We start from the raw sequence: 18,277 nt of genomic DNA, 5'->3' as shown, positions 1-18,277 counted from the left end.
GGCTCGAACTCCCGCGTCACCGGGCGGATCGCGGGATCAAGCGACCACACGAGCCGGCACGCCCGCGTACGTAGTTCTATTCGGTACGTCGCGCGTCGCCACCGCGCCGGCGCCGAGCGTGGCCTCATCGCCAACCCGCACGCCCGGCAGGACTGCGGCGTTGAGGCCAATGAGGCACCGACGACCAGCCGCCGCCGCGCCGCCCAGCACCGCGCCGGGCGCGACGTGCGCGAAATCGCCAACGGCGACATCGTGCTCGATGATCGCACCGGTATTGATGATGACGCCCCGGCCCACCGTGGCCCGTGCGTTGATGACCGCCCGCGGACCGATGAAAGCCCCCTCCAGCACCGCCGCGGTGGACGAGATGACGGCCGAAGGATGAATCACCGGAGCTGCCGCAAGCCCCCACGTGTGATGAGCGAGATCGATCCATGCCTCCCGCTTCGCGCCATCTCCCACCGCCGCATGGATGACGAGCGTCCCCCGTCGCTCGACCGGCGGACTCCACGGCGCGATCGGTCCGAGGTGCGGCAGATCGAAGAGACGCGCCGACGAGTCATCATCGAGGAACCCGATGAGCTCAAACCCCGCCAGTCGAGCGGCCTCGACAACCACCGCCGCATGCCCCCCGCCGCCCAGGATGACCATCGCGGGGCTAGAGGACATGGGCTCCCGCCTCCCGCGCCACCGGCGCGGGACGAGCCACCCTCGATGACGGCTCCGCCTCGGGGGCCATCGCCGCATCATCCACCAGAGTGGCGGCGGGCGGGGGATACTTCTGACCCACCGTTCGATCCCACGGCCTGTGATGGCGGGCGATCTCCACGTCGGAATAGGTCGAACGGCACTGGTAGCACACCAATCGGTGCCTTGAAAAGACGAGCGACCCGATGTCCAGCAGCAGCACCACGATGAGCGCCGCCAGCACGATCGGGTTCGTCGTGTAGCCCAGCAGACCGATCACCGCGCCCGCGAAGGCCAGCACCACGACGAAACCCGTCAACTGTGGAAAAGTCCGCACGGCGTAGAGATCGCGGCAGCCGCACACCACGCATCGCCGCAACCGTCCCGCGTCATCCGTGGCGGCCTCCCACTCAAGAAACACCTCGCGGTCGACCTCACCATCTTCGATCCGGGCGCGGGTCGGGCGCAGCGCCGGATCAATCGTGACGCGACCAATCCGCTTCCGATCGGGTTGTCGCACGTCGATGCGCATGCCGCACCATCATAGTGCCGCGGCGCGGAGAGATGCCCGAACACGTGGCGCGGGCATCGGGCCTGGGGCCAACCCAGTGGCGCGGGCGTCCCGCCTGCGATGCGATCCCACCGTCATCGACCGGCGCACTCCGAACGGCCGCGCCGCCCGCTCACGCCTCGGTGTCGTCCGCCGCGCCGGATGTCGGCGTTCCCCCGCCGCCACCCAGCCGCCGCGCCGCATCGAGAAACGCGCGGTGGTTCGCCAACGTCTCGGTCATTGAGTCGCCGCCGAACTTCTCCAGCGCGGCCCGGGCGATCTCAAACGCCACCACGTTCTCCATGACCACGCTCGCCGCGGGCAGGGCGCACACGTCGCTGCGTTCGTAGGCGCTGTGCTCGGGCCGGCGCGTGGACATGTCCACGCTGGGCAGGCCGCGCAGGAGCGTGGAGATCGGCTTCATGGCGCCGCGGATGACGATGGGCATGCCGTTGGTCATGCCGCCTTCGAGTCCGCCCGCGTTGTTGGTGGGGCGCGTGTAGCCCAGCGAGGACGTGCCGAGGCGCGCCACGTCAAAGTGAATCGGGTCGTGTACTTGCGAGCCCATTCGCCGGGCGCACTCCGTTCCCAGCCCGATCTCCACCGCCTTGAACGCCTGGATGCTCATCACCGCCTGAGCCAGCCGCCCGTCGAGCTTCTCATCCCACTGCGCACACGAGCCAAGCCCCGGCGGGCAGCCGAAGATGTGCACTTCACACACCCCTCCCACGGTGTCCTTCTCGGTCTTGGCCCGGTGAATGTGCTCGATGATGCGGGCCGAGGCGGCTTCATCCGGACAGTAGACCTCGCTGTCATCGCGCTTCGCGCGCAGGTCGCGCCAGTTCGACTCGGTCACCTGCGCAGCGGCGACGACATCCAACATGCCGCGCACGAAGCCGAAGCACTCGATGCCCATCGCCCGCAGGAAGACGCGGCACAGCGCGCCGCCCGCCACGCGCGCCGCTGTCTCGCGGGCGCTGGCACGCTCCAGCGCGTTGCGGGCGTCGGTCGTCAGCCACTTGATCGACCCCGACAGGTCGGCATGACCTGGGCGCGGCCGCGTCACGGGCGGCGTCTTCGCAGGGTCATCCAGCCGCGAATCGCGGTTGGGAATCTGGATGACGATCGGCCCGCCGGTGGTAAGCCCGTTCCGCACGCCTGCGAGGAACGTCGCCGCATCCGATTCGATCCGCTGCCGCCCGCCACGCCCGTATCCGCCCTGACGCCGGGCCAGTTCCGCATTGATGAAGGGCCCATCGACATCCAGCCCGGCGGGCAGACCGCGGATCAGGCAGGTGAGGGCCGGCCCGTGCGATTCGCCGGCGGTTTGGAGGGTGAGGGTGGGCATCGCACGCATCATAGTGCGACGCGGGAACGGCGTAGGCGTCGTGCAACCACCGCCCCAATCAGTGGCCGTCCAGCATCCGGGCTCGCCGCAAAGCGCGCACTACCATCCCCCATGCTCAACCTCACCCCCCGCGCCATCGTCGCGGAACTGGATAAGTACATCATCGGCCAGGATGACGCCAAGCGGGCCGTCGCCGTGGCCGTGCGCAACCGCTGGCGGCGGCGGCAACTGCCCGCCGAGGTCGCCCGCGAGGTCAACCCCAAGAACATCATCATGGTCGGCCCTACGGGCGTCGGCAAGACCGAGATCGCCCGCCGCCTGGCCAATCTCACCGGTGCGCCCTTCATCAAGGTCGAGGCCAGCAAGTACACCGAGGTCGGCTACCACGGGCGCGATGTCGAGTCCATGATCCGCGACCTGCTGGAAGTCGCCATCAACATGGTCCGGGCCGAGCAGGCGGAGAAGGTCCGCGAACAGGCGGCCAAGGCCGTGGAGGATCGGCTCGTCTCGATCCTCATGGGCCGCTCGGGTGACGAGGAGCGCGATGATGAAGAGGAATCCGAGACGGTCGAGACACCCGGGGGTGACAGCGATGGGGGCCTTGAAGGCGACTCGTCCTCGAACGGTCCGCGCGTGACGACCGCGCCGCCGCCCACGACCGCCGCCACCATCGACACCGCCGCCCGCGTGCGCGAGAAGATGCGTCAGAAACTGCGCGAGGGCGTCTTCGATCAGCGCGAGATCGAAATCTCCGTCAGCGAGAAACCCACCATGCCCATCATCGGCATGATGGGCCCGGAGCAGATGGACCCGGGCATGACCTCGTTTCTCGAAAACCTGATGCCAGAGAAGTCGCGCCGCCGCCGCGTCACTGTGGCGCGGGCCCGCGCGATCCTGATGGAGCAGGAGACGGCCAAACTCATCGACAACGAGAAACTCGTCGAGACCGCCATCGAGCGCACGCAGGAGTCGGGCATCATCTTCCTCGATGAGATCGACAAGATCGCCTCGCCCGGCGACGGCAAGCACGGCGGTCCGGATGTCAGCCGCCAGGGCGTACAGCGCGACCTGCTGCCCATCGTGGAGGGCTCGGCCGTCAACACCCGCCACGGCGTGGTGCATACGGACGGCATCCTGTTCATCGCCGCCGGGGCGTTCCACTCGGCCAGCGTGAGCGACCTGATGCCCGAGCTGCAGGGGCGGTTCCCCATCCGCGTGGAACTCAGCCCGCTCACCAGGCAGGACTTTCAGCGCATCCTCACCGAGCCGCGCAACGCGCTCACTGCGCAGCAGAAGGCCCTGCTGGAATCGGAGGGGCTGACGATCACCTACGAACCGGCCGCCATCGACGCCATGGCCGAACTCGCCGCCGAGGCCAACAGCCGGTTGGAAAACATCGGAGCGCGGCGGCTGATGACCATCCTCGAACGCGTCTTCGAGCAGATCTCCTTCGACGCCCCGGAACTGGCGGCCAGGAAGAAGACGAGCAAAGTCATCATCACCGCCGACTTCGTGCGCGAGCGGGTGAGGCCGATCCTGAAGGATGAGGATCTGAGCCGGTTTGTGCTGTGAGGGGTTTGTTGGAAGAGCAGTGGCGCAGCCGACAGCGATGACCCGCTACGCCGCCGGCGGCAGGTTCACCTTCCCACCCAGCACCGCACGCCGCACCCACTGGCCCTGCTCGTACGAGAACCGCCGCAGCGCCAGCCGCTTGGCGTTGCACGGCCCGCCGCCGCGGATCACGCGGAAGAACTCGTCCCAGTCCGGCGGCGTGAAGCCCCAGTGACCCGTCTTCTCATCCAGCACCACCCGCTCATCCGGGCGCACGGACCCCGGCACCACCATCCCCTGCTCATCCTTCTCCACGATGTTGATCGTCAGCCCCAGCGCGATCGCCGCGGGCGCGAAGCGGTCCACGAACCGCTGACGCAGTTCATCGTTGGTCACCGTCTTCATGCGCCAGCGCATGGGCGGCAGTTCGCGGGCGTTGGGCTTGTCGGGCGGGCCGAAGAACATGATCGCCGGGCCCCACCAGCGGTCGAACGCCTCCTGCGTCATCTGCTTCTGACGCTTCGTGCCGCTCATCAAGGTCAGCACCATGTCCTCGCCGCTCTTGAAGTGAAACGCCTCCTCCATGTTGATGCGGCGCATCGTCCGCACGTACGGGCCATACGCGCCGTCGGCCAGCGTCTTCTGGTTCATGATCGCCGCCCCGTCGATCAGCCACTGGATCATGGCGATGTCGGCCCACGTGGGCGCGGGGTAGTTGAAGCAGTTGTGATACTTCGTCTTGCCCGTGATCAGGTCGCGCAGCATGTCATCGCGGCTCTTGCCCAGGTCCTGCGACACGCGGTAGAGCATCTGCCCGTGGCCCACCTCGTCCTGCACCTTGGCCGTCAGCGCGAGCTTTCGCTTCAGCGACGGGGCGCGCGTGATCCACTCCCCTTCGGGCAGCGCCCCGACGATCTCCGAGTTGGCGTGATGCTCGGCCATCTTCAGCATGCCCGTGCGATACGCCTGCGGCATCCAGTCATCCGCTTCGATCATCTCGCCCGCGGCCATCTTGGCCTCGAACGCGGCCAGGAGGACCGGGTCTTCCTCGATGCAGTGGTCAATGTGCATGCCGACGTTGGAACTGCCGCTCATGAACTGGCTCCCGTAGACGAGGGATTCACCGCCGAAGGCGCGCCAAAGCATAGGAGGATTCACCTGGCCGGGGTCGTTGGGACCGCCGACGCGACGGGGTGGATGGCCCGCGTTTCTCCTGGGGCGATGGTTCTCCGGAGTCGCTGACGCCCGGGGAGGACCGGGCGGGGAATCGACGCATGCGACAAGCCGACCGACCCGTCGCCACGACGACAACGAGCCGCACCGCGCCATACACTACCGCTCCCATGCCCCAGATCACGATCAACGGCCGCAAGCTCGATTTCACCCCGGGTCAGACCATTCTGCAGGTGGCGCTGGATCACGACATCGAGATCCCCCACTACTGCTATCACCCGGGTCTGAGCATTCCCGCCAACTGCCGAATCTGCCTGGCGGAAATCTGGGCGCCCAACCCGCGCAACAACAACGCCCTCGAGCCCATCCCCAAGCTCATGCCCACGTGCCAGACCGCGGCGGGTGATGGGCAGGTGGTCTCGACTCAGTCGCCCAAGGCCGTCGCCAATCAGAAGGCGGTCATGGAATTCCTGCTCATCAATCACCCCGTGGATTGCCCGGTGTGCGACCAGGCGGGCGAGTGCTACCTGCAGGACTACTCCTACCAGTACGGCCGCTCGGCGTCGCGCTTCCAGGAGGCCAAGAACAAGCAGCCCAAGAAGGACGTTGGTCCGCACGTGCTGCTGTACTCCGACCGCTGCATCATGTGTACGCGCTGCGTGCGTTTCACGCGCGAGGTCACCGGCACGGGCGAACTCATCGTGGAAGGGCGCGGCTCGACGGCGCAGATCGACGTCTTCCCCGGCCGCGCGCTGGACAACGAACTTTCCGGCAACGTGGTGGACATCTGCCCGGTCGGGGCGCTGCTGGACAAGGACTTCCTCTTCACCCAGCGCGTCTGGTTCCTCAAGCGCGCCGCATCCATTGACGGGCTCACCGCGTCGGGCGACAACCTGTGGGTGGAGCATCACGAAGGCAAGGTCTACCGCGTCAAGCCGCGCACCAACCTGGACGTGAACAAGTGGTGGATCACCGACGAGGTGCGCTACGGGTGGAAGTTCGTACACGGCCCCCGGCGGCTCACGCTGCCTCGCGTGAAGGGACGAGCGCCCTTCGAGGAGTCCGCCGCCCGCGAGGCGTGGATGGCCGGCTATGGCGCGATGAAGGCGCGGCTCGACAGCGTGCGCAGTCAGGGCAAGGGCGTCGCCCTCATGGTCAGCCCCATGCTTTCCTGCGAGGAGGCCTACCTGCTCGGGTCACTGACGCTCTCGATCGACCCAGACGCGGTGATGGGCGTGGGCCCGGTGCCGGTGATGGGCGAGGACAGGACGTTCCCCGGCGGCTTCACCATGTACGCCGAGAAGGCCCCCAACGCCCGCGGCGTGCGCCGAGTGCTGAGCCAGCTCACGGACACGGCCCATGAATATGAAGGATTCCTCAAGGCCATCGGGTCGAGCGGGGCGGTGATTCTCACCGGCAACTACCCAAGCGACTGGGTCACGCCCGCGCTCATTGATGCGCTGAAGGGAAAGACCATCATTCTGCTCGACACGCTGGAGACCGCGCTGGTCAACATCGCGGACGTTGTTCTGCCCGGGGCGACGTGGATGGAGAAGTCGGGTACGTTCGAGAACGTGAAGGGTCGCCTGCAGGCCTTCGAGCGGGCCATCGAGCCGATCGACTTCTGCAAGAGCGAAGCCCAGATCGCCCTCGACATGATGGCCTTGCGCGCCGGCGAACCAGGCGCTGCGTACGACGCCCCCGCCGTGCGCCGCACCATGGCCGACGCGCTGGGGCTGACCGAGTTCACCGCCGATCTGCATGTGCCGTCGCCCGAAGCCCCGGTGGAGCCGGACATGGTGATGGTGGAGTTGTAGGCGAAGGCGTTGGGCGCTGGGCATCAGGCATTGGACAGTCGTTGGCCACGGGTTCGGCCCGGGGTTGCGGCGGAAAACGGACAACGGTCCGATTGGTGATCATCCGTCAGTCATGAAGGGAGCAGACATGATCCTCACGTGTCTCGCCGCCGCGTTGCTCGGCCCCGCCCAGGACGCGTCCATTTCGCGCCAGATCATCACGGTTCAGTTCGCGCCGGAGCGGAACCACGTTCTGTTCACGTACCGGGCGGTGGTTGACGGCGTCGGGTCGCTGATCTTCCGTCTTCACCCCGACGTGCAGGTGAAGGCGGTCCTGGCGGATCGCGAGGAAGTGCTGATCACGCGCGAGCCCGCCGACGACGGGTCGCGCCACGACCGCATCACCGTCAACCTGACCGGCGACGAAAGCCGCCTTGATTTCCTGTGCGAAGCCGTGCTGCGCCAGGATGTGTCGCGGGGCGAGCGGGCGGGCGTCATCCACAACCACTCGGTCAACGCACACATCGGGCCGGAGGGGGTTTTTCTCTCCGACGGCAGCGCGTGGCACCCGCAGTGGATCGACGAGGGAGGTGTGCCCCACCTGCTGCCGGCGCTCATCGAGATCACGCCGCTCGATGGCTGGGCCTTCGTCTGCTCGGGCGATCCCGCCGGGGAGGCGGCGCGGCCGCGCTCCAACGAGCGCCCCGCAACGGAGGCCACCGGCCAGACCAGATCGCCCGAACGGGCGCCCATGCCGCGCCCGGCGCCGGATGATCTGGCCCGACCCATCTGGACATGGGAAACCCCCCGCGGCGTGGACGGCGTCGCGGTCGTCGGCAATCGCCATGTGCTCAAGGGAATCACCCACGACACCATTCACGGCCCCGTCGAAATCGTCACGCATTTCTCCGACCGGAACGCGCCACAGAGCGACCTCTACCTCGACGCGGCGGCGTCGTATCTCGACCTCTACGTCCCCCTGCTGGGGCCGTTCCCGTACCAGCGATTCTCGATCGTGGAGAACTTCTTCTCGTCCGGCTTCGCCTACCCCGGCTTCACGCTGCTCGGCCCGCAGGTGGTGGCGATGGGCGAACGCTCGCCGGCCCCGGGTTACCTCGACCACGAACTGGTCCACAACTGGTGGGGCAACGGCGTGTACGTCGATCCGCGCTCGGGCAACTGGTGCGAGGCCCTGACGAGCTACTGCGCCAACTACTTCCGCCGCGTGCATGAAGGGGGCGAGCCCGCCGGGCGCGAGTACCGGCGCGGCATCATCATGCGCGCCTCCGCCGATCCCTCGCTTGACAACGGGCCGGTGGGCCGCTTCGGCGTCGACGCGGCCATTGATCGATTCGTTGGCTATGACAAGGGATCATTCGTTTTCATGATGCTGGAGCACGGCCCCGGCATTCCGCCCGAGCAGACCGACCGCACCGCGATGTTCGCCGCGCTCAAGCGATTCGCCGCCGAGTTCATGGGCCGGCGGGCCACGTGGAATGACCTTCGCCGCACCATCGAAGCCGAGTGGAGCGAATCGCGCGCGGACTTCTTCGCCCGCTGGATCGATTCGCACAATGTCCCCAGGACGCCCGCCGCCTGGTCCAGCGCGGCGATGGGCACGTTCCGCCGCGACTTCTTCAGCGGCGATGAACTGCTGGATGTCGGCTTCGGCCGCGACGAGCAGGGCGCCTGGCGCGAGATCGACCCCGGCTTCCTCGTCTACCGGCTGCTTCCGCCCGAGCAGGTCATCCCCACGCTGGCGGGCACGCTCGGCCCCGGCGGCATGCGCGTGGCGGGCGACGCGGAAAGACCGGAGTTCGACGCCTTCCTGCCCCGTGTGAACCACGATGAGAAGGGCGAGAACCTGCTGCTCATCGGCGCCAAGGCGATCGCCGCGCACCGGGCATTGATCGAGCGCGCCGCCAACGCCATCGCCGTGCGGGACGGCTCATTCACGCTGGGCGATGCTGTCTTCGCCGATCCCGAGCACGCCGTGCTGCACACCATGCCCCACCCCGACCAGCCGGGGCGCTTCATCACGATCTTTCACGCCAACGGCGACGCCGGCTGGTCACGGCTTCGGCTCATCACCTTCTACACGCGGGATTCGACAATCGTGTGGAAGAACGAGCAGGTCATCGACCGGCGCGTGTTCGAACCAAGCCGGCGGCTGCGCGTGAATCCCTGACGACAAACACCCCATCGGTCTGTGGGACAGACGGCACAGAGGGTCGGAACCGACAACGACGCGACTCACACGGGGTGATGCGCCGTAGGATCATCCGGTCGATCAGAGCTCCCCGCTCACTTGACATCATGAACTTCTGCCACCGATGCCATGCCCTGCTGGAGGAAGGCCGCCTCGTCTGCCTCAAGTGCGGCGCGCCCCGCCGCCGCGGCGTGCTGGCTTGGCTGGGAGGGATGCTTCGTTCGCTCTTCGGCATGGACCGAAGTCTCCGTCACCACGACGGTCTGGAGGACACCCGGACCACGGTCCGGTACGAAGCCCGCTCCGCGCCAGATCGCCGGACGGACCCGGCGCCGCCTCGCGCCAAGCCGACCCCGCTGGACGCCATCCGCGCCGCGGTCAAGGCCCTCGGCGCCGAAGTCAGCGTTCACAGGTCAGCAACCATCCGCTTCGAGGACGAGACCACCGGCGAGCGGGGCGAATGGACCTCGTGGGACGCGGTGCCCGAGCACGTCAAGCGCAGGATTCTGGCGCAGGGACCGGCTCACGCCATGATCGGCGATCTCGACATCCAGGGGCCCGATCAACTGGTCGTCACGGATCGCGGCACGGGCGCACGCCGCACCGTCCAGTCCGTCGATGACCTGCCGCCATCGCTCCGCGACGTGCTGCGCGAGATGCGCGTAGACCTCGGGTTGGGGCGTGTGAGCGGCTCTCGAATCATCGAGCATCAACAGACGGTCGAACGCTTCTCGGTCACCGGCCCCGACGGCGTGACGCGCACCTACGACCGCGTGGAGGACATGCCGCCGGACGTGCGTCGGCAGTTCGAGCAGATTCGTCGCCGCCCCGGGTAGCGGGCCCGTTCTCACGCGACCGCTCCTCGCGCCTTGCGGCGGCCACGCGCGTTCATCGTTACAATCTCCGGCGTGCCAGCGCCCATCAAACCCCTGTACACCGATGAGCATCTCGCCGGGCTGCCCGTCAAGGGCGGCTACCGCCTCCGCGGGCTGGAGATGACCCGCACGGAGACGTTCACCGACGCGGCCTTCGCCTTCGCGGTCACGCTGCTGGTCGTCTCCATCGACGCGATTCCGACCAACTTCGATGAACTGCTCAACGCCATCAAGGGCATCCCGGCCTTCGCCTTCAGTTTCGCGCTGCTGCTGAACTTCTGGGCGGGGCACTGGAAGTGGAGCCGCCGCTTCGGGCTGGAGGACTGGCCCAGCGTGCTGCTCTCCCTGCTGCTCGTGTTCCTCATCCTGTGCTACGTCTATCCGCTCAAATTTCTCTCCTCGCTGTTCATGCACTGGATCTCGGGCGGGCGCATCTCCGGCAGCGCGACGCTGCAGTCGCCGGGCGAGCTGCACGCCATCTTCGCCATCTACGGCGCGGGGTTCGTGATGCTCTGCCTCGTTCTCGCGGCGCTCAACCTGCACGCCCTGCGCCTTGGCGACCGGCTGCGGCTCGATCCGGTGGAGCGAATCAGCACCCGCTCGGAAGTCGGCGCATGGCTGATCCTCGCCGCAGTGGGCATGCTCTCCGTGCTGCTGGCTCTGCTCACGCCCGTCACGCGGTTCATACTGCCCGGCTGGGCGTACGCCCTGCTCTGGCCCATCATGCACGTGTACGGCGTGCTCTCCGGCCGGCGCATCGAGGCGGTGAAGAAGTCGCTCGCACCGCCCGCCTGACTCGAACAGGGAGCCGCTCTGCCTTCCTACCGAGGCACACGGTTGGGGTGCGTGGGCGAGAGGTCGTCTGTTGGACTGACCTTGCGGTCCAGCCGCCCCAGTCCGGGCGTGCGCGGCGGGGAGGGAATCAGACGCATCCGGTAGATCACCGGGGGGTTCTCCGGGCGTCCTGCCGCCACGTCCGCCAGTTTTTCATCGGCGATGGCGCGGATCACGCCCGCTCCCTTCACCGCGTAGCCGAACGCGCAATACTGGCCATCCAGGCGGGCGGTCCCCTCGCGCGACAGGCCGAAGAAGAACTGGCTGCCCGCCGAGTCCGGGTCATCCGACCGCGCCATCGAGATCACGCCGAAGTCGTGCGGCAGTTGAGACGGCTCGATCGGCAGCCAGTAGCCCGGCCCGCCGCTTCCCGTGCCGCTCGGGTCGCCGCCCTGGATCACGAACGGAAACCCGTTGCGATCGAACGGTACGATGCGGTGAAAGATGACCTCGGTGTAGAAGCCGTTCTCCGCCAGGTGACGGAAGTTCCACGCGGTGTTCGGGGCTTCGGACGGCACGAGCGCGACCACGATATCGCCCTTGCTGGTTTCGATGACCACGTCCCGTTCGGGATAGATGCGAAGTCCGGTGAAGGCCTCTTCCTCCTCCTCGGGCGCATCCTCGGGTCGCGCGGGCGGCTGCGAACCCGCGGGCGGTTCCTGCCCCGATGCCCCACCACCGCCGCCACCCGCCGGAGGAGGAGGCGTCGCACCCGTCGGCGAGCCCGGTGAACCGGGCGGAGTCGCGGGGGGAGCCGCAGACTTCCACCCCGCAGGCGGCTCATTCCCCCAGCCCACGATCCGCGTGTACCGCGTCCGCCCGTCCGGACGTGTCGCCCGCTCCGTCCAGATCGGCGGGCGATTGAGCATCGGCTGCAGCACCAGCGCCGAGCCCACCGGCTCCCCATCCTTCACCAGTTGCAGGTAGCACGTCTTGCGGATGCGCCAGATGTCGGGCATCAACTCGGCCAGATCGATCGTGCCGGGAGTCACGGCGACGCCGTCGAGCAGCAGTTCGCCCCGGGCGTTCATCAGAGCCAGTTGCAGCACGCCCGACTCAGGCGCGCCGGCCGCGGAACCGCCCGGCGGCTCGATGACGATCGGCGCCGAGCGGTTGACGCCGTTGTAGAGGTTCTCGGCGCGGAGGGGCGTGTCGCCCGCGGACAACCCGACGAATGAGAACGAACCCGCACAGAGCCCAAGGACAAGCGCGACATTGAGTGACATGGGAGGGCCTCCGATTGACATGGCGTCATCGAATCAATGGTACCGCTTGATCCGCGGGTCGCTTCGACCTGCGGCCGGCGTGGTGGTTTGTCGTCGCACTCACTCACCCGCCAGCAGCGGCAGCGCCACGTCCATGAGCACCAGAATCCCCAGGTGCAGGGCGACCATCCCCAGCAGGATCTGCAGGGTCATCACCAGCACCTGACGCCAGTACTGCCCCGCCGCCCGGACGCGCATGGCCTTGTACGTCATGGCGATCAGGAACGCCATGGGAATCGCCAGCAGGAACCACCATTCAAAGAACAGGTTGATCGGGCTGAAGAACGGCACCCACGAAGGGGCGGCGAACATGGAAGCCCAGGCGATGATCACGGCACGCCCCCTTCGCGCCCCGCTCGATCCATCTGGATCGAAACGCGGGGATCATGCCGCGCCGCAGGCGCGTCGGACGACGAATCAGTCGGCGACTCGGAGGGCGAGCCGGCGCGGGGGGCGTCATCGGACCGCCGGCGTCGTCTGTCGGCAGCCGGGCGTCCCGGGCGCATATCCGTGCCCGGCTGGCGGGTGGCGGCGTCGATCATGGCGGCCAGGTTCAGCAGCCCGGCGAGGGCGACGAAGAGCGTGCCCAGTTCGTTGACGCGGCCCAGCGAAGACGTGCCGATTCTGCCGGTCTTGACGAATGTCGCGTTCAGGGAATCCGCCGCCAGCGCCAGCGGGCCCATCAGCGACTGGGGCAGGAACCACAACCACTGATCTCGGCGGTCCACCACGTGAACCCCGCCCACCAGCAGGCCGATGAAGAAGAGTCCGAGCACGCCCGCCATGATCGCCCACCCGCGACGGGGCTGCCCCAGCCGCAGATGCCCAAGCCCCGGCAGAATCCAGCCGAGGACGAGGCAGAACGGGTCGAAACGACCCGCCCCGCCCTGGGGCGACGACGAGGGCGACGAAGGCGGATCGGTCGCGCTGCGGAGCGTGCCCGAAGGTTGTGGCGGGGGTGATGGGTCGGTCAACGATGCAGTCCCGTGGCGTCGCGTCGTGGGAGTGTATCGGCCAAACGGAGCATGCGCCCGATGAACGAACAGCACGAGGCGGAACAACCCCGGTGGGATCAGGACGAGGTCGTCGATCGACGAAGCGGCCTGGATCGACGCGCCATGCAGAACGACCGACGCCTGGGCGGCGAGGACGGAGGCGGGCCGTCGGGGACGAACCTTGAAAGACGCCGCGGCCCGGGCCGCCGACGCACCGACTACCTGCGCGCCGCCGAAGAGGGCGAGATGACCGACGAACAGTTCATGTTCGTCATGGCCATCGACACCTTCAAGCGCGTGAATGGCAAGACCTTCCCGTCATGGACGGACGTGCTGGAGATCATCCGCAAACTGGGCTACCGCAAGACGCAGCCGTCGGAGCTGAACCTGGGCAATCGGGCGCCGGACTGGACGGAGCGGGCCGACGCCCCGGCGGGTGTGTTCCGAAAGCCGGGTCACGATGAGGACGAGTTCCGCCGCGGCCTGAGCGAGGCGGCGTGAGACGAACGCACGACACCAGACGCACTCCAAGCGAGCCGCGCGCATGAGCAGGCGGGTGACAGACCGGAGTCCGGGAAGGGTTGCTACTTCCCGCCCTGTTCCTCCTCGCGCAGCGCCGCCGCCATGCGGATGATGGCCCGGTCCAGGTCTTCATCGTCGATCGTCGTCATGAAGTCCTCGCGGGCCTCGGCTTCCACCAGCGCTTCAAGCACGGTCGTCTTCCCTTCGGCCACCTTCACCACGGCGATCTTGCCATGCTTCTGCTCCTCCAGCAGGAACAGCGTCTCGCCATCGCGCGGCTGGCCCCACCCGGCGATTGTGCCGAGAAGCCGCGCGCCTTGGTCGGGCGAACTGAACACCCACCCACGGCCGTCCACGAGGTACATATCTGCGCCCGCCTGGACGATGCGGAAGACGCCTTCGACCCGCGTCTCGATCGTGCCCCGGTCCACCCAGTCGGTCTCCTCCGGCTTGTTCCACGTCCACCAGCGGAGTTGGCCGTTGCGGACCACGATCAGCGTGACGTGGTTCGGGGCGGTGTAGGCGAGGTCGAAGAAGAGGTTGCTGCGAGCATACGATACTCCACGCCCGCCCAAATCGTCAATAAAGTTCTCCAGCACCCAGATCCGGCGACCGTATGCGCCACTATGCAGGTCCATCTGGCGCTGCTCCGCGAACGGGGGACGGTTCTCGCGCAACTCGCGGTCGATCACCCGACGAGACTCGAACGGATGATTGATGGCAGCGATCCACCGTCCTCCCATCTCGCTGTGGACGACGTAGTGATAGCAGTCGCCCCTCACACCCCACGACATGGGGCCGGAACGGCGCGTCTGGCCGCGCGAGGCCACCTCGAATCGCTCCCTTGCCGGCAACCTCGATTCATCCACCTGAAGCACGTTGATGACCGGCTGGATGGCTGGATCCGTCTCGCCAGCGAGGAACACAATCTGCCGATCCTGCGTCATGATCGCCTTAGCGGCAGGGTACTCACTCCCACACCCGAAAAGCCACAGGGTGACGATGAGCGATGACACCATCGGTTCACTCCTTTCAAGAATCGGATCAGCGAAACATCGGCGTCGTCGAACCGCCGGACAATTTCAGCTGGTTTCCCGGTGGATTCGGCTTGATCATCGCGCCAATCGATCGTCCAGTTCTCCCAAAGTGCGATGGTCGGTGGCGGTGCTATTGTGCCGATGACGGGACTGCCCGAAACGACCCAACCAACGCCGGGAATTGAACTCGCTTGAACCGTATTCACCGTGAATCGATCCTGCCCCTGAACCCGACCGACGATTCTCGCATCAGCGGGGTCGAAAGCGTTCTCCGGCGTCACGGCGATCCCCACGCCCTGGATTGCGATCAGCGCTTCGACGGTGTAACAGATTGGGTCTCGGTGATCGTTCGGGAAATCACGCGCATCCCCATCGAGATTCGCATCGATCCATCGGTTGCGGTACCAATCTTCCGCGACACGATCCTTGTACACAAACTCTGGCCAGCCCCCGAACTGTACAGCCCACACCTTCGCCGTCATCGTCCCTTCGTTCATGGCGCTGGTCACGGAAGGGGCACTTGTTACGAATGGCTCAACTACGGCCAGCATCGGCGCGGCCATCACGACTGCGGAAGCCATCTCGTTCGCCGGGGCGATGCCCCCCCGTTGCGAGGCACCAGCAATCACCGAAACGAGCGCGGCAGCCCTGAGAATCGACATGCGCATCACATAGTCCTCCCACTGAGTGAAAGCACGCTGCCGCTCCAGTCCGCCAGTGTCAAGTCCTTGCGGCTCTGGCAGAAACCCCCACCTACTTCCCGCCCCGCTCCTCCTCGCGCAGCGCCGCCGCCATGCGGATGATGGCCCGGTCCAGGTCTTCATCGTCGATCGTCGTCATGAAGTCCTCGCGGGCCTCGGCTTCCACCAGCGCTTCAAGCACGGTCGTCTTCCCTTCGGCCACCTTCACCACGGCGATCTTGCCATGCTTCTGCTCCTCCAGCAGGAACAGCGTCTCGCCCTCGCGCGGCTGGCCCCAGCCCGCGATCGTGCCCAGCAGCCGCGCGCCTTGGTCGGGTGAACTGAACACCCACCCCCGGCGGTCCACCAGGTACAGGTCATCGCCCGCCTGCACGATGCGGAACGCGCCTTCGAGGCGCGTCTCCATCGTCCCCCGATCCACCCAGTCGGTCTCCTCCGGCTTGTTCCACGTCCACCAGCGGAGCTGGCCCTCGCGGACCACGATCACGGTGACGTGGTTGGGGGCGGTGTAGGCGAGGTCGATGTACAAGTCCCAGGCGTCGTGCTGGATGTTGTGAATGCTTTGTTGACTGTCAACGAACCGCCCGATCGCGTCCATCTGCCGCCCGTGTTCGGCGCTGTAGGCGCGAATGCGGCGATCCGCATCAAAGTCCACACGACCTGTCTCGCGATTCTGACGTAGAAGTGGAATGAGCTCCGAAAGCGGTTGGATTCCACATCCCAGCCATGCGCCAGGAGCTTCGATGGTGCCGACGAGGTACAGCGCGTTTCCGGTCACTCCCCAACTCATCGGGCCGTATCGGCTGCGACACGGCCCCATCTTGCTCTGCTCGAATTGGAACTCGGATGCACTAAAATCGAGCATCAGCATCTTGTCTGACACGAATGGATCCAACGGATCGGCCGGACACAGGAGCACGCGATCCGGCGTCGCCACCGCCTCGGTGGCGGCGAAACCGGCGTCGATCAGGCACGCGGCGAGAAGAATCTCAAGCATCATGATGGTTCACTCCTTCATCGGGACTGGGGCGTTGTCGAATGCACGGCGAGTTGGTTCCCCGCCGGGTTTTCCATGATGATGAAGCACTTCGTTTGCACGTACATGTCCTGGATACCGGCCGGTGGACCGAGATCAACATTCAGATCAGCTTCGTTGAGCCAAAGCAATGGACTGTTGAGATACCCAAGCCCATACCCATCCATCACCGCGTCTATGGGCGCCAGAATGTCGTTGCCGGTGGCGCCCTGTGGAACATTATACCTCTTCCCGTAGGACGGGTCGAAGAGGACATCGCCATACCGAACCACGACATGGTCTGTGAAGAGGGATGCCGGATCCGGCTCGTTCTGCCCCGCATCGCCCGCCTGGTCGGTGAAGTCCGCGAAGTTGGCATGCCAGTTGTACTGGTCGTTCGTGTAAAAGGCCGTCGGGTACGTCTGTACAGGGATGTTCAGGTGCGGGAATGCATCGCCTTGATCCGGAAAGTCGTTGTCGTACTGGTCCGGAGTTCGGGATTGCGCGGGCGTCCAATCTTTCACGAACATCCATGCACTCGGTCCGCCGAGCCCGACTCTGTTGTATTTGAACTGAACTTTATAGATCGCACCATCCGTATTCGGATCGCCAAGGCCTGCGGCGAGCAAGCACTTCACGTAGAGGTCAGCCCAAGCGAAACAGTTGGCATCGCGCTCCTTGACCAGTTCGAGATAATCGCTCCACGGCGTCATCCAGGAGCCGTAGTACGCGAGTTCCTCCTGATCCTCGGCTCTCTTCACGTTCAATTTCGTGAAAAGGTCGAAAATGCCCTCCGCGACAAGCTCCGGTTGTGAGAGGTCAAGGCCTTCGCCGCCGAAGCAGGCGAGAGTGAGTACCGTGTGGAGCAGTTTCCAACCCGCGGGCGGATCGCGAAGCACGAAGAAGAAGTCATTCGTACTGGTTCCGCCGGGGTGTGTGTTGAGCATCGTGGTGTATTCAACCGCCCACGAAATCGACAGGTCGTTCCACACTTCAATGGTTGAAGGCGCATTCATCATCCCCGTGAACGTGGTCGACCGCACGTCAAACTTGCCATCAAATGTCTGATCCTGCGTCAGGTTCGTGCCTGTGTACACGACCTCCCCATTGACGCGGCCTCTGATTACCGCATTCGTGAGAGAAATCTGGCTCGGGTAGATGATCGATACGACGGTGACTTCGACATCTTCGTCGCACGTGCAGCATACCGGCGCGCGTACATCGCCTTCGTCCAAGAGGTCACCATCGGCGTTGTCGTCGAGCCAGTCGTGATTGTATCTGGTCTGCGAGGCAGTGTCGCGGTAGACGTCATGGGAGGCGAACTGGACAAGGCACAGTTTCCCGCTGACCAGCAGCATCGGCTCAGGCGCAACGGCGGAGGTGGTCATGAAGACCGTTGCGCAGAGAGAGAGAGAGAGAGAGAGAGCGTGTCATTGCGGACTCCCGATCTCGGAACTTGCCGCCAAGGCCCCGGCTTGGAGCATTGTCATCCGGGGCGGAGGTGGTGTCAAGCTGGAAGTGAGTGGTTGGGAGTCGGCGGAGTCACGCAGAATCCCTCACACCTGCCCCTCTCTACGAACGAGAGGGGTCTTCAGGTCACCCTCATTCCACCCCCTCTGTCTCCCTGGCGACCGTTCGACCCGGCGGGAGTACAGGACCTGGCCGCAACCACTTCGGCGCGAGTTCATCGCCTTCGAACAACTCGGCCGGCCTGAATAG

General features: G+C 66.1%; 17 protein-coding genes. 6 read left to right on the top strand and 11 right to left on the bottom strand.

Annotation, left to right across the window (positions count from 1 at the left end; all coding sequences use genetic code 11):
* Window positions 1–36: 36 nt before the first annotated feature.
* The 3 genes from HRU76_09440 to aroC form a co-directional block, all read right to left on the bottom strand.
* Window positions 37–669: a NeuD/PglB/VioB family sugar acetyltransferase gene (locus HRU76_09440; protein QOJ17793.1), complete on the bottom strand. Its 633-nt coding sequence runs from the start codon at window positions 667–669 to the stop codon at window positions 37–39.
* Window positions 659–1,219 (bottom strand): hypothetical protein, encoded by a 561-nt coding sequence (locus tag HRU76_09435; GenBank protein ID QOJ17792.1) that lies wholly within the window; start codon window positions 1,217–1,219, stop codon window positions 659–661. Before HRU76_09435 ends, HRU76_09440 begins: the two co-directional genes overlap by 11 nt.
* Window positions 1,220–1,370: 151 nt before the next feature.
* Window positions 1,371–2,585 (bottom strand): chorismate synthase, encoded by a 1,215-nt coding sequence (gene aroC / locus HRU76_09430; protein ID QOJ17791.1) that lies wholly within the window; start codon window positions 2,583–2,585, stop codon window positions 1,371–1,373.
* Between the two features lie 111 nt (window positions 2,586–2,696).
* Between aroC and hslU the strand changes: the two genes are divergently transcribed.
* A complete protein-coding gene (hslU, locus tag HRU76_09425; GenBank protein QOJ17790.1) occupies window positions 2,697–4,157 on the top strand; it encodes an ATP-dependent protease ATPase subunit HslU in 1,461 nt (486 codons plus the stop codon).
* 45 nt (window positions 4,158–4,202) lie between these two features.
* Here hslU and paaA read toward each other — a convergent pair whose 3' ends face one another.
* On the bottom strand, window positions 4,203–5,231 hold the full coding sequence (gene paaA / locus HRU76_09420) for a 1,2-phenylacetyl-CoA epoxidase subunit A (protein QOJ17789.1): 1,029 nt from the start codon (window positions 5,229–5,231) through the stop codon (window positions 4,203–4,205).
* A gap of 248 nt (window positions 5,232–5,479) precedes the next feature.
* On the opposite strand from paaA, the gene HRU76_09415 reads away from it, so the two are divergent.
* The 4 genes from HRU76_09415 (at window position 5,480) to HRU76_09400 (ending at window position 10,984) form a co-directional block, all read left to right on the top strand.
* A complete protein-coding gene (locus tag HRU76_09415) occupies window positions 5,480–7,126 on the top strand; it encodes a molybdopterin-dependent oxidoreductase (protein QOJ17788.1) in 1,647 nt (548 codons plus the stop codon).
* A 127-nt stretch (window positions 7,127–7,253) separates the two neighbouring features.
* A complete protein-coding gene (locus HRU76_09410; GenBank protein QOJ17787.1) occupies window positions 7,254–9,293 on the top strand; it encodes a hypothetical protein in 2,040 nt (679 codons plus the stop codon).
* A gap of 128 nt (window positions 9,294–9,421) precedes the next feature.
* Complete coding sequence (locus HRU76_09405; GenBank protein ID QOJ17786.1) at window positions 9,422–10,150, top strand: zinc ribbon domain-containing protein; 729 nt, start codon at window positions 9,422–9,424, stop codon at window positions 10,148–10,150.
* A gap of 72 nt (window positions 10,151–10,222) precedes the next feature.
* The gene (locus HRU76_09400) at window positions 10,223–10,984 is read left to right on the top strand and encodes a DUF1211 domain-containing protein (GenBank protein QOJ17785.1); all 762 of its coding nucleotides are present in this window, start codon (window positions 10,223–10,225) and stop codon (window positions 10,982–10,984) included.
* Window positions 10,985–11,010: 26 nt separating this feature from the next.
* Here HRU76_09400 and HRU76_09395 read toward each other — a convergent pair whose 3' ends face one another.
* The 3 genes from HRU76_09395 to HRU76_09385 all read right to left on the bottom strand — a co-directional run bounded on the left by HRU76_09395 (window position 11,011) and on the right by HRU76_09385 (window position 13,262).
* Window positions 11,011–11,601 carry a peptidylprolyl isomerase gene (locus tag HRU76_09395; GenBank protein ID QOJ19155.1) on the bottom strand — a complete coding sequence of 197 codons (591 nt, stop codon included), beginning with the start codon at window positions 11,599–11,601 and terminating at the stop codon, window positions 11,011–11,013.
* A 747-nt stretch (window positions 11,602–12,348) separates the two neighbouring features.
* Window positions 12,349–12,621, bottom strand: coding sequence for a hypothetical protein (locus tag HRU76_09390; GenBank protein QOJ17784.1), 273 nt, complete (start codon window positions 12,619–12,621; stop codon window positions 12,349–12,351).
* A complete protein-coding gene (locus HRU76_09385; protein QOJ17783.1) occupies window positions 12,618–13,262 on the bottom strand; it encodes a TM2 domain-containing protein in 645 nt (214 codons plus the stop codon). The genes HRU76_09390 and HRU76_09385 overlap by 4 nt, the downstream gene beginning before the upstream one ends.
* 60 nt (window positions 13,263–13,322) lie before the next feature.
* On the opposite strand from HRU76_09385, the gene HRU76_09380 reads away from it, so the two are divergent.
* Window positions 13,323–13,784 carry a hypothetical protein gene (locus HRU76_09380; GenBank protein QOJ17782.1) on the top strand — a complete coding sequence of 154 codons (462 nt, stop codon included), beginning with the start codon at window positions 13,323–13,325 and terminating at the stop codon, window positions 13,782–13,784.
* Between the two features lie 83 nt (window positions 13,785–13,867).
* On the opposite strand, the gene HRU76_09375 is transcribed toward HRU76_09380, so the two are convergent.
* The 4 genes from HRU76_09375 to HRU76_09360 all read right to left on the bottom strand — a co-directional run bounded on the left by HRU76_09375 (window position 13,868) and on the right by HRU76_09360 (window position 17,946).
* A complete protein-coding gene (locus HRU76_09375; protein ID QOJ17781.1) occupies window positions 13,868–14,752 on the bottom strand; it encodes a hypothetical protein in 885 nt (294 codons plus the stop codon).
* Window positions 14,749–15,504, bottom strand: coding sequence for a hypothetical protein (locus HRU76_09370; protein ID QOJ17780.1), 756 nt, complete (start codon window positions 15,502–15,504; stop codon window positions 14,749–14,751). The genes HRU76_09375 and HRU76_09370 overlap by 4 nt, the downstream gene beginning before the upstream one ends.
* A gap of 91 nt (window positions 15,505–15,595) precedes the next feature.
* Window positions 15,596–16,543, bottom strand: a complete 948-nt coding sequence (locus tag HRU76_09365; protein QOJ17779.1) for a hypothetical protein — start codon at window positions 16,541–16,543, stop codon at window positions 15,596–15,598.
* Window positions 16,544–16,557: 14 nt separating this feature from the next.
* Window positions 16,558–17,946, bottom strand: a complete 1,389-nt coding sequence (locus tag HRU76_09360; protein QOJ17778.1) for a hypothetical protein — start codon at window positions 17,944–17,946, stop codon at window positions 16,558–16,560.
* Between the last annotated feature and the right edge of the window lie 331 nt (window positions 17,947–18,277).

The organism is Phycisphaeraceae bacterium (assembly GCA_015709595.1).
GTDB lineage: Bacteria > Planctomycetota > Phycisphaerae > Phycisphaerales > SM1A02 > CAADGA01.
This window is presented reverse-complemented; position numbering and strand designations above follow the sequence as displayed.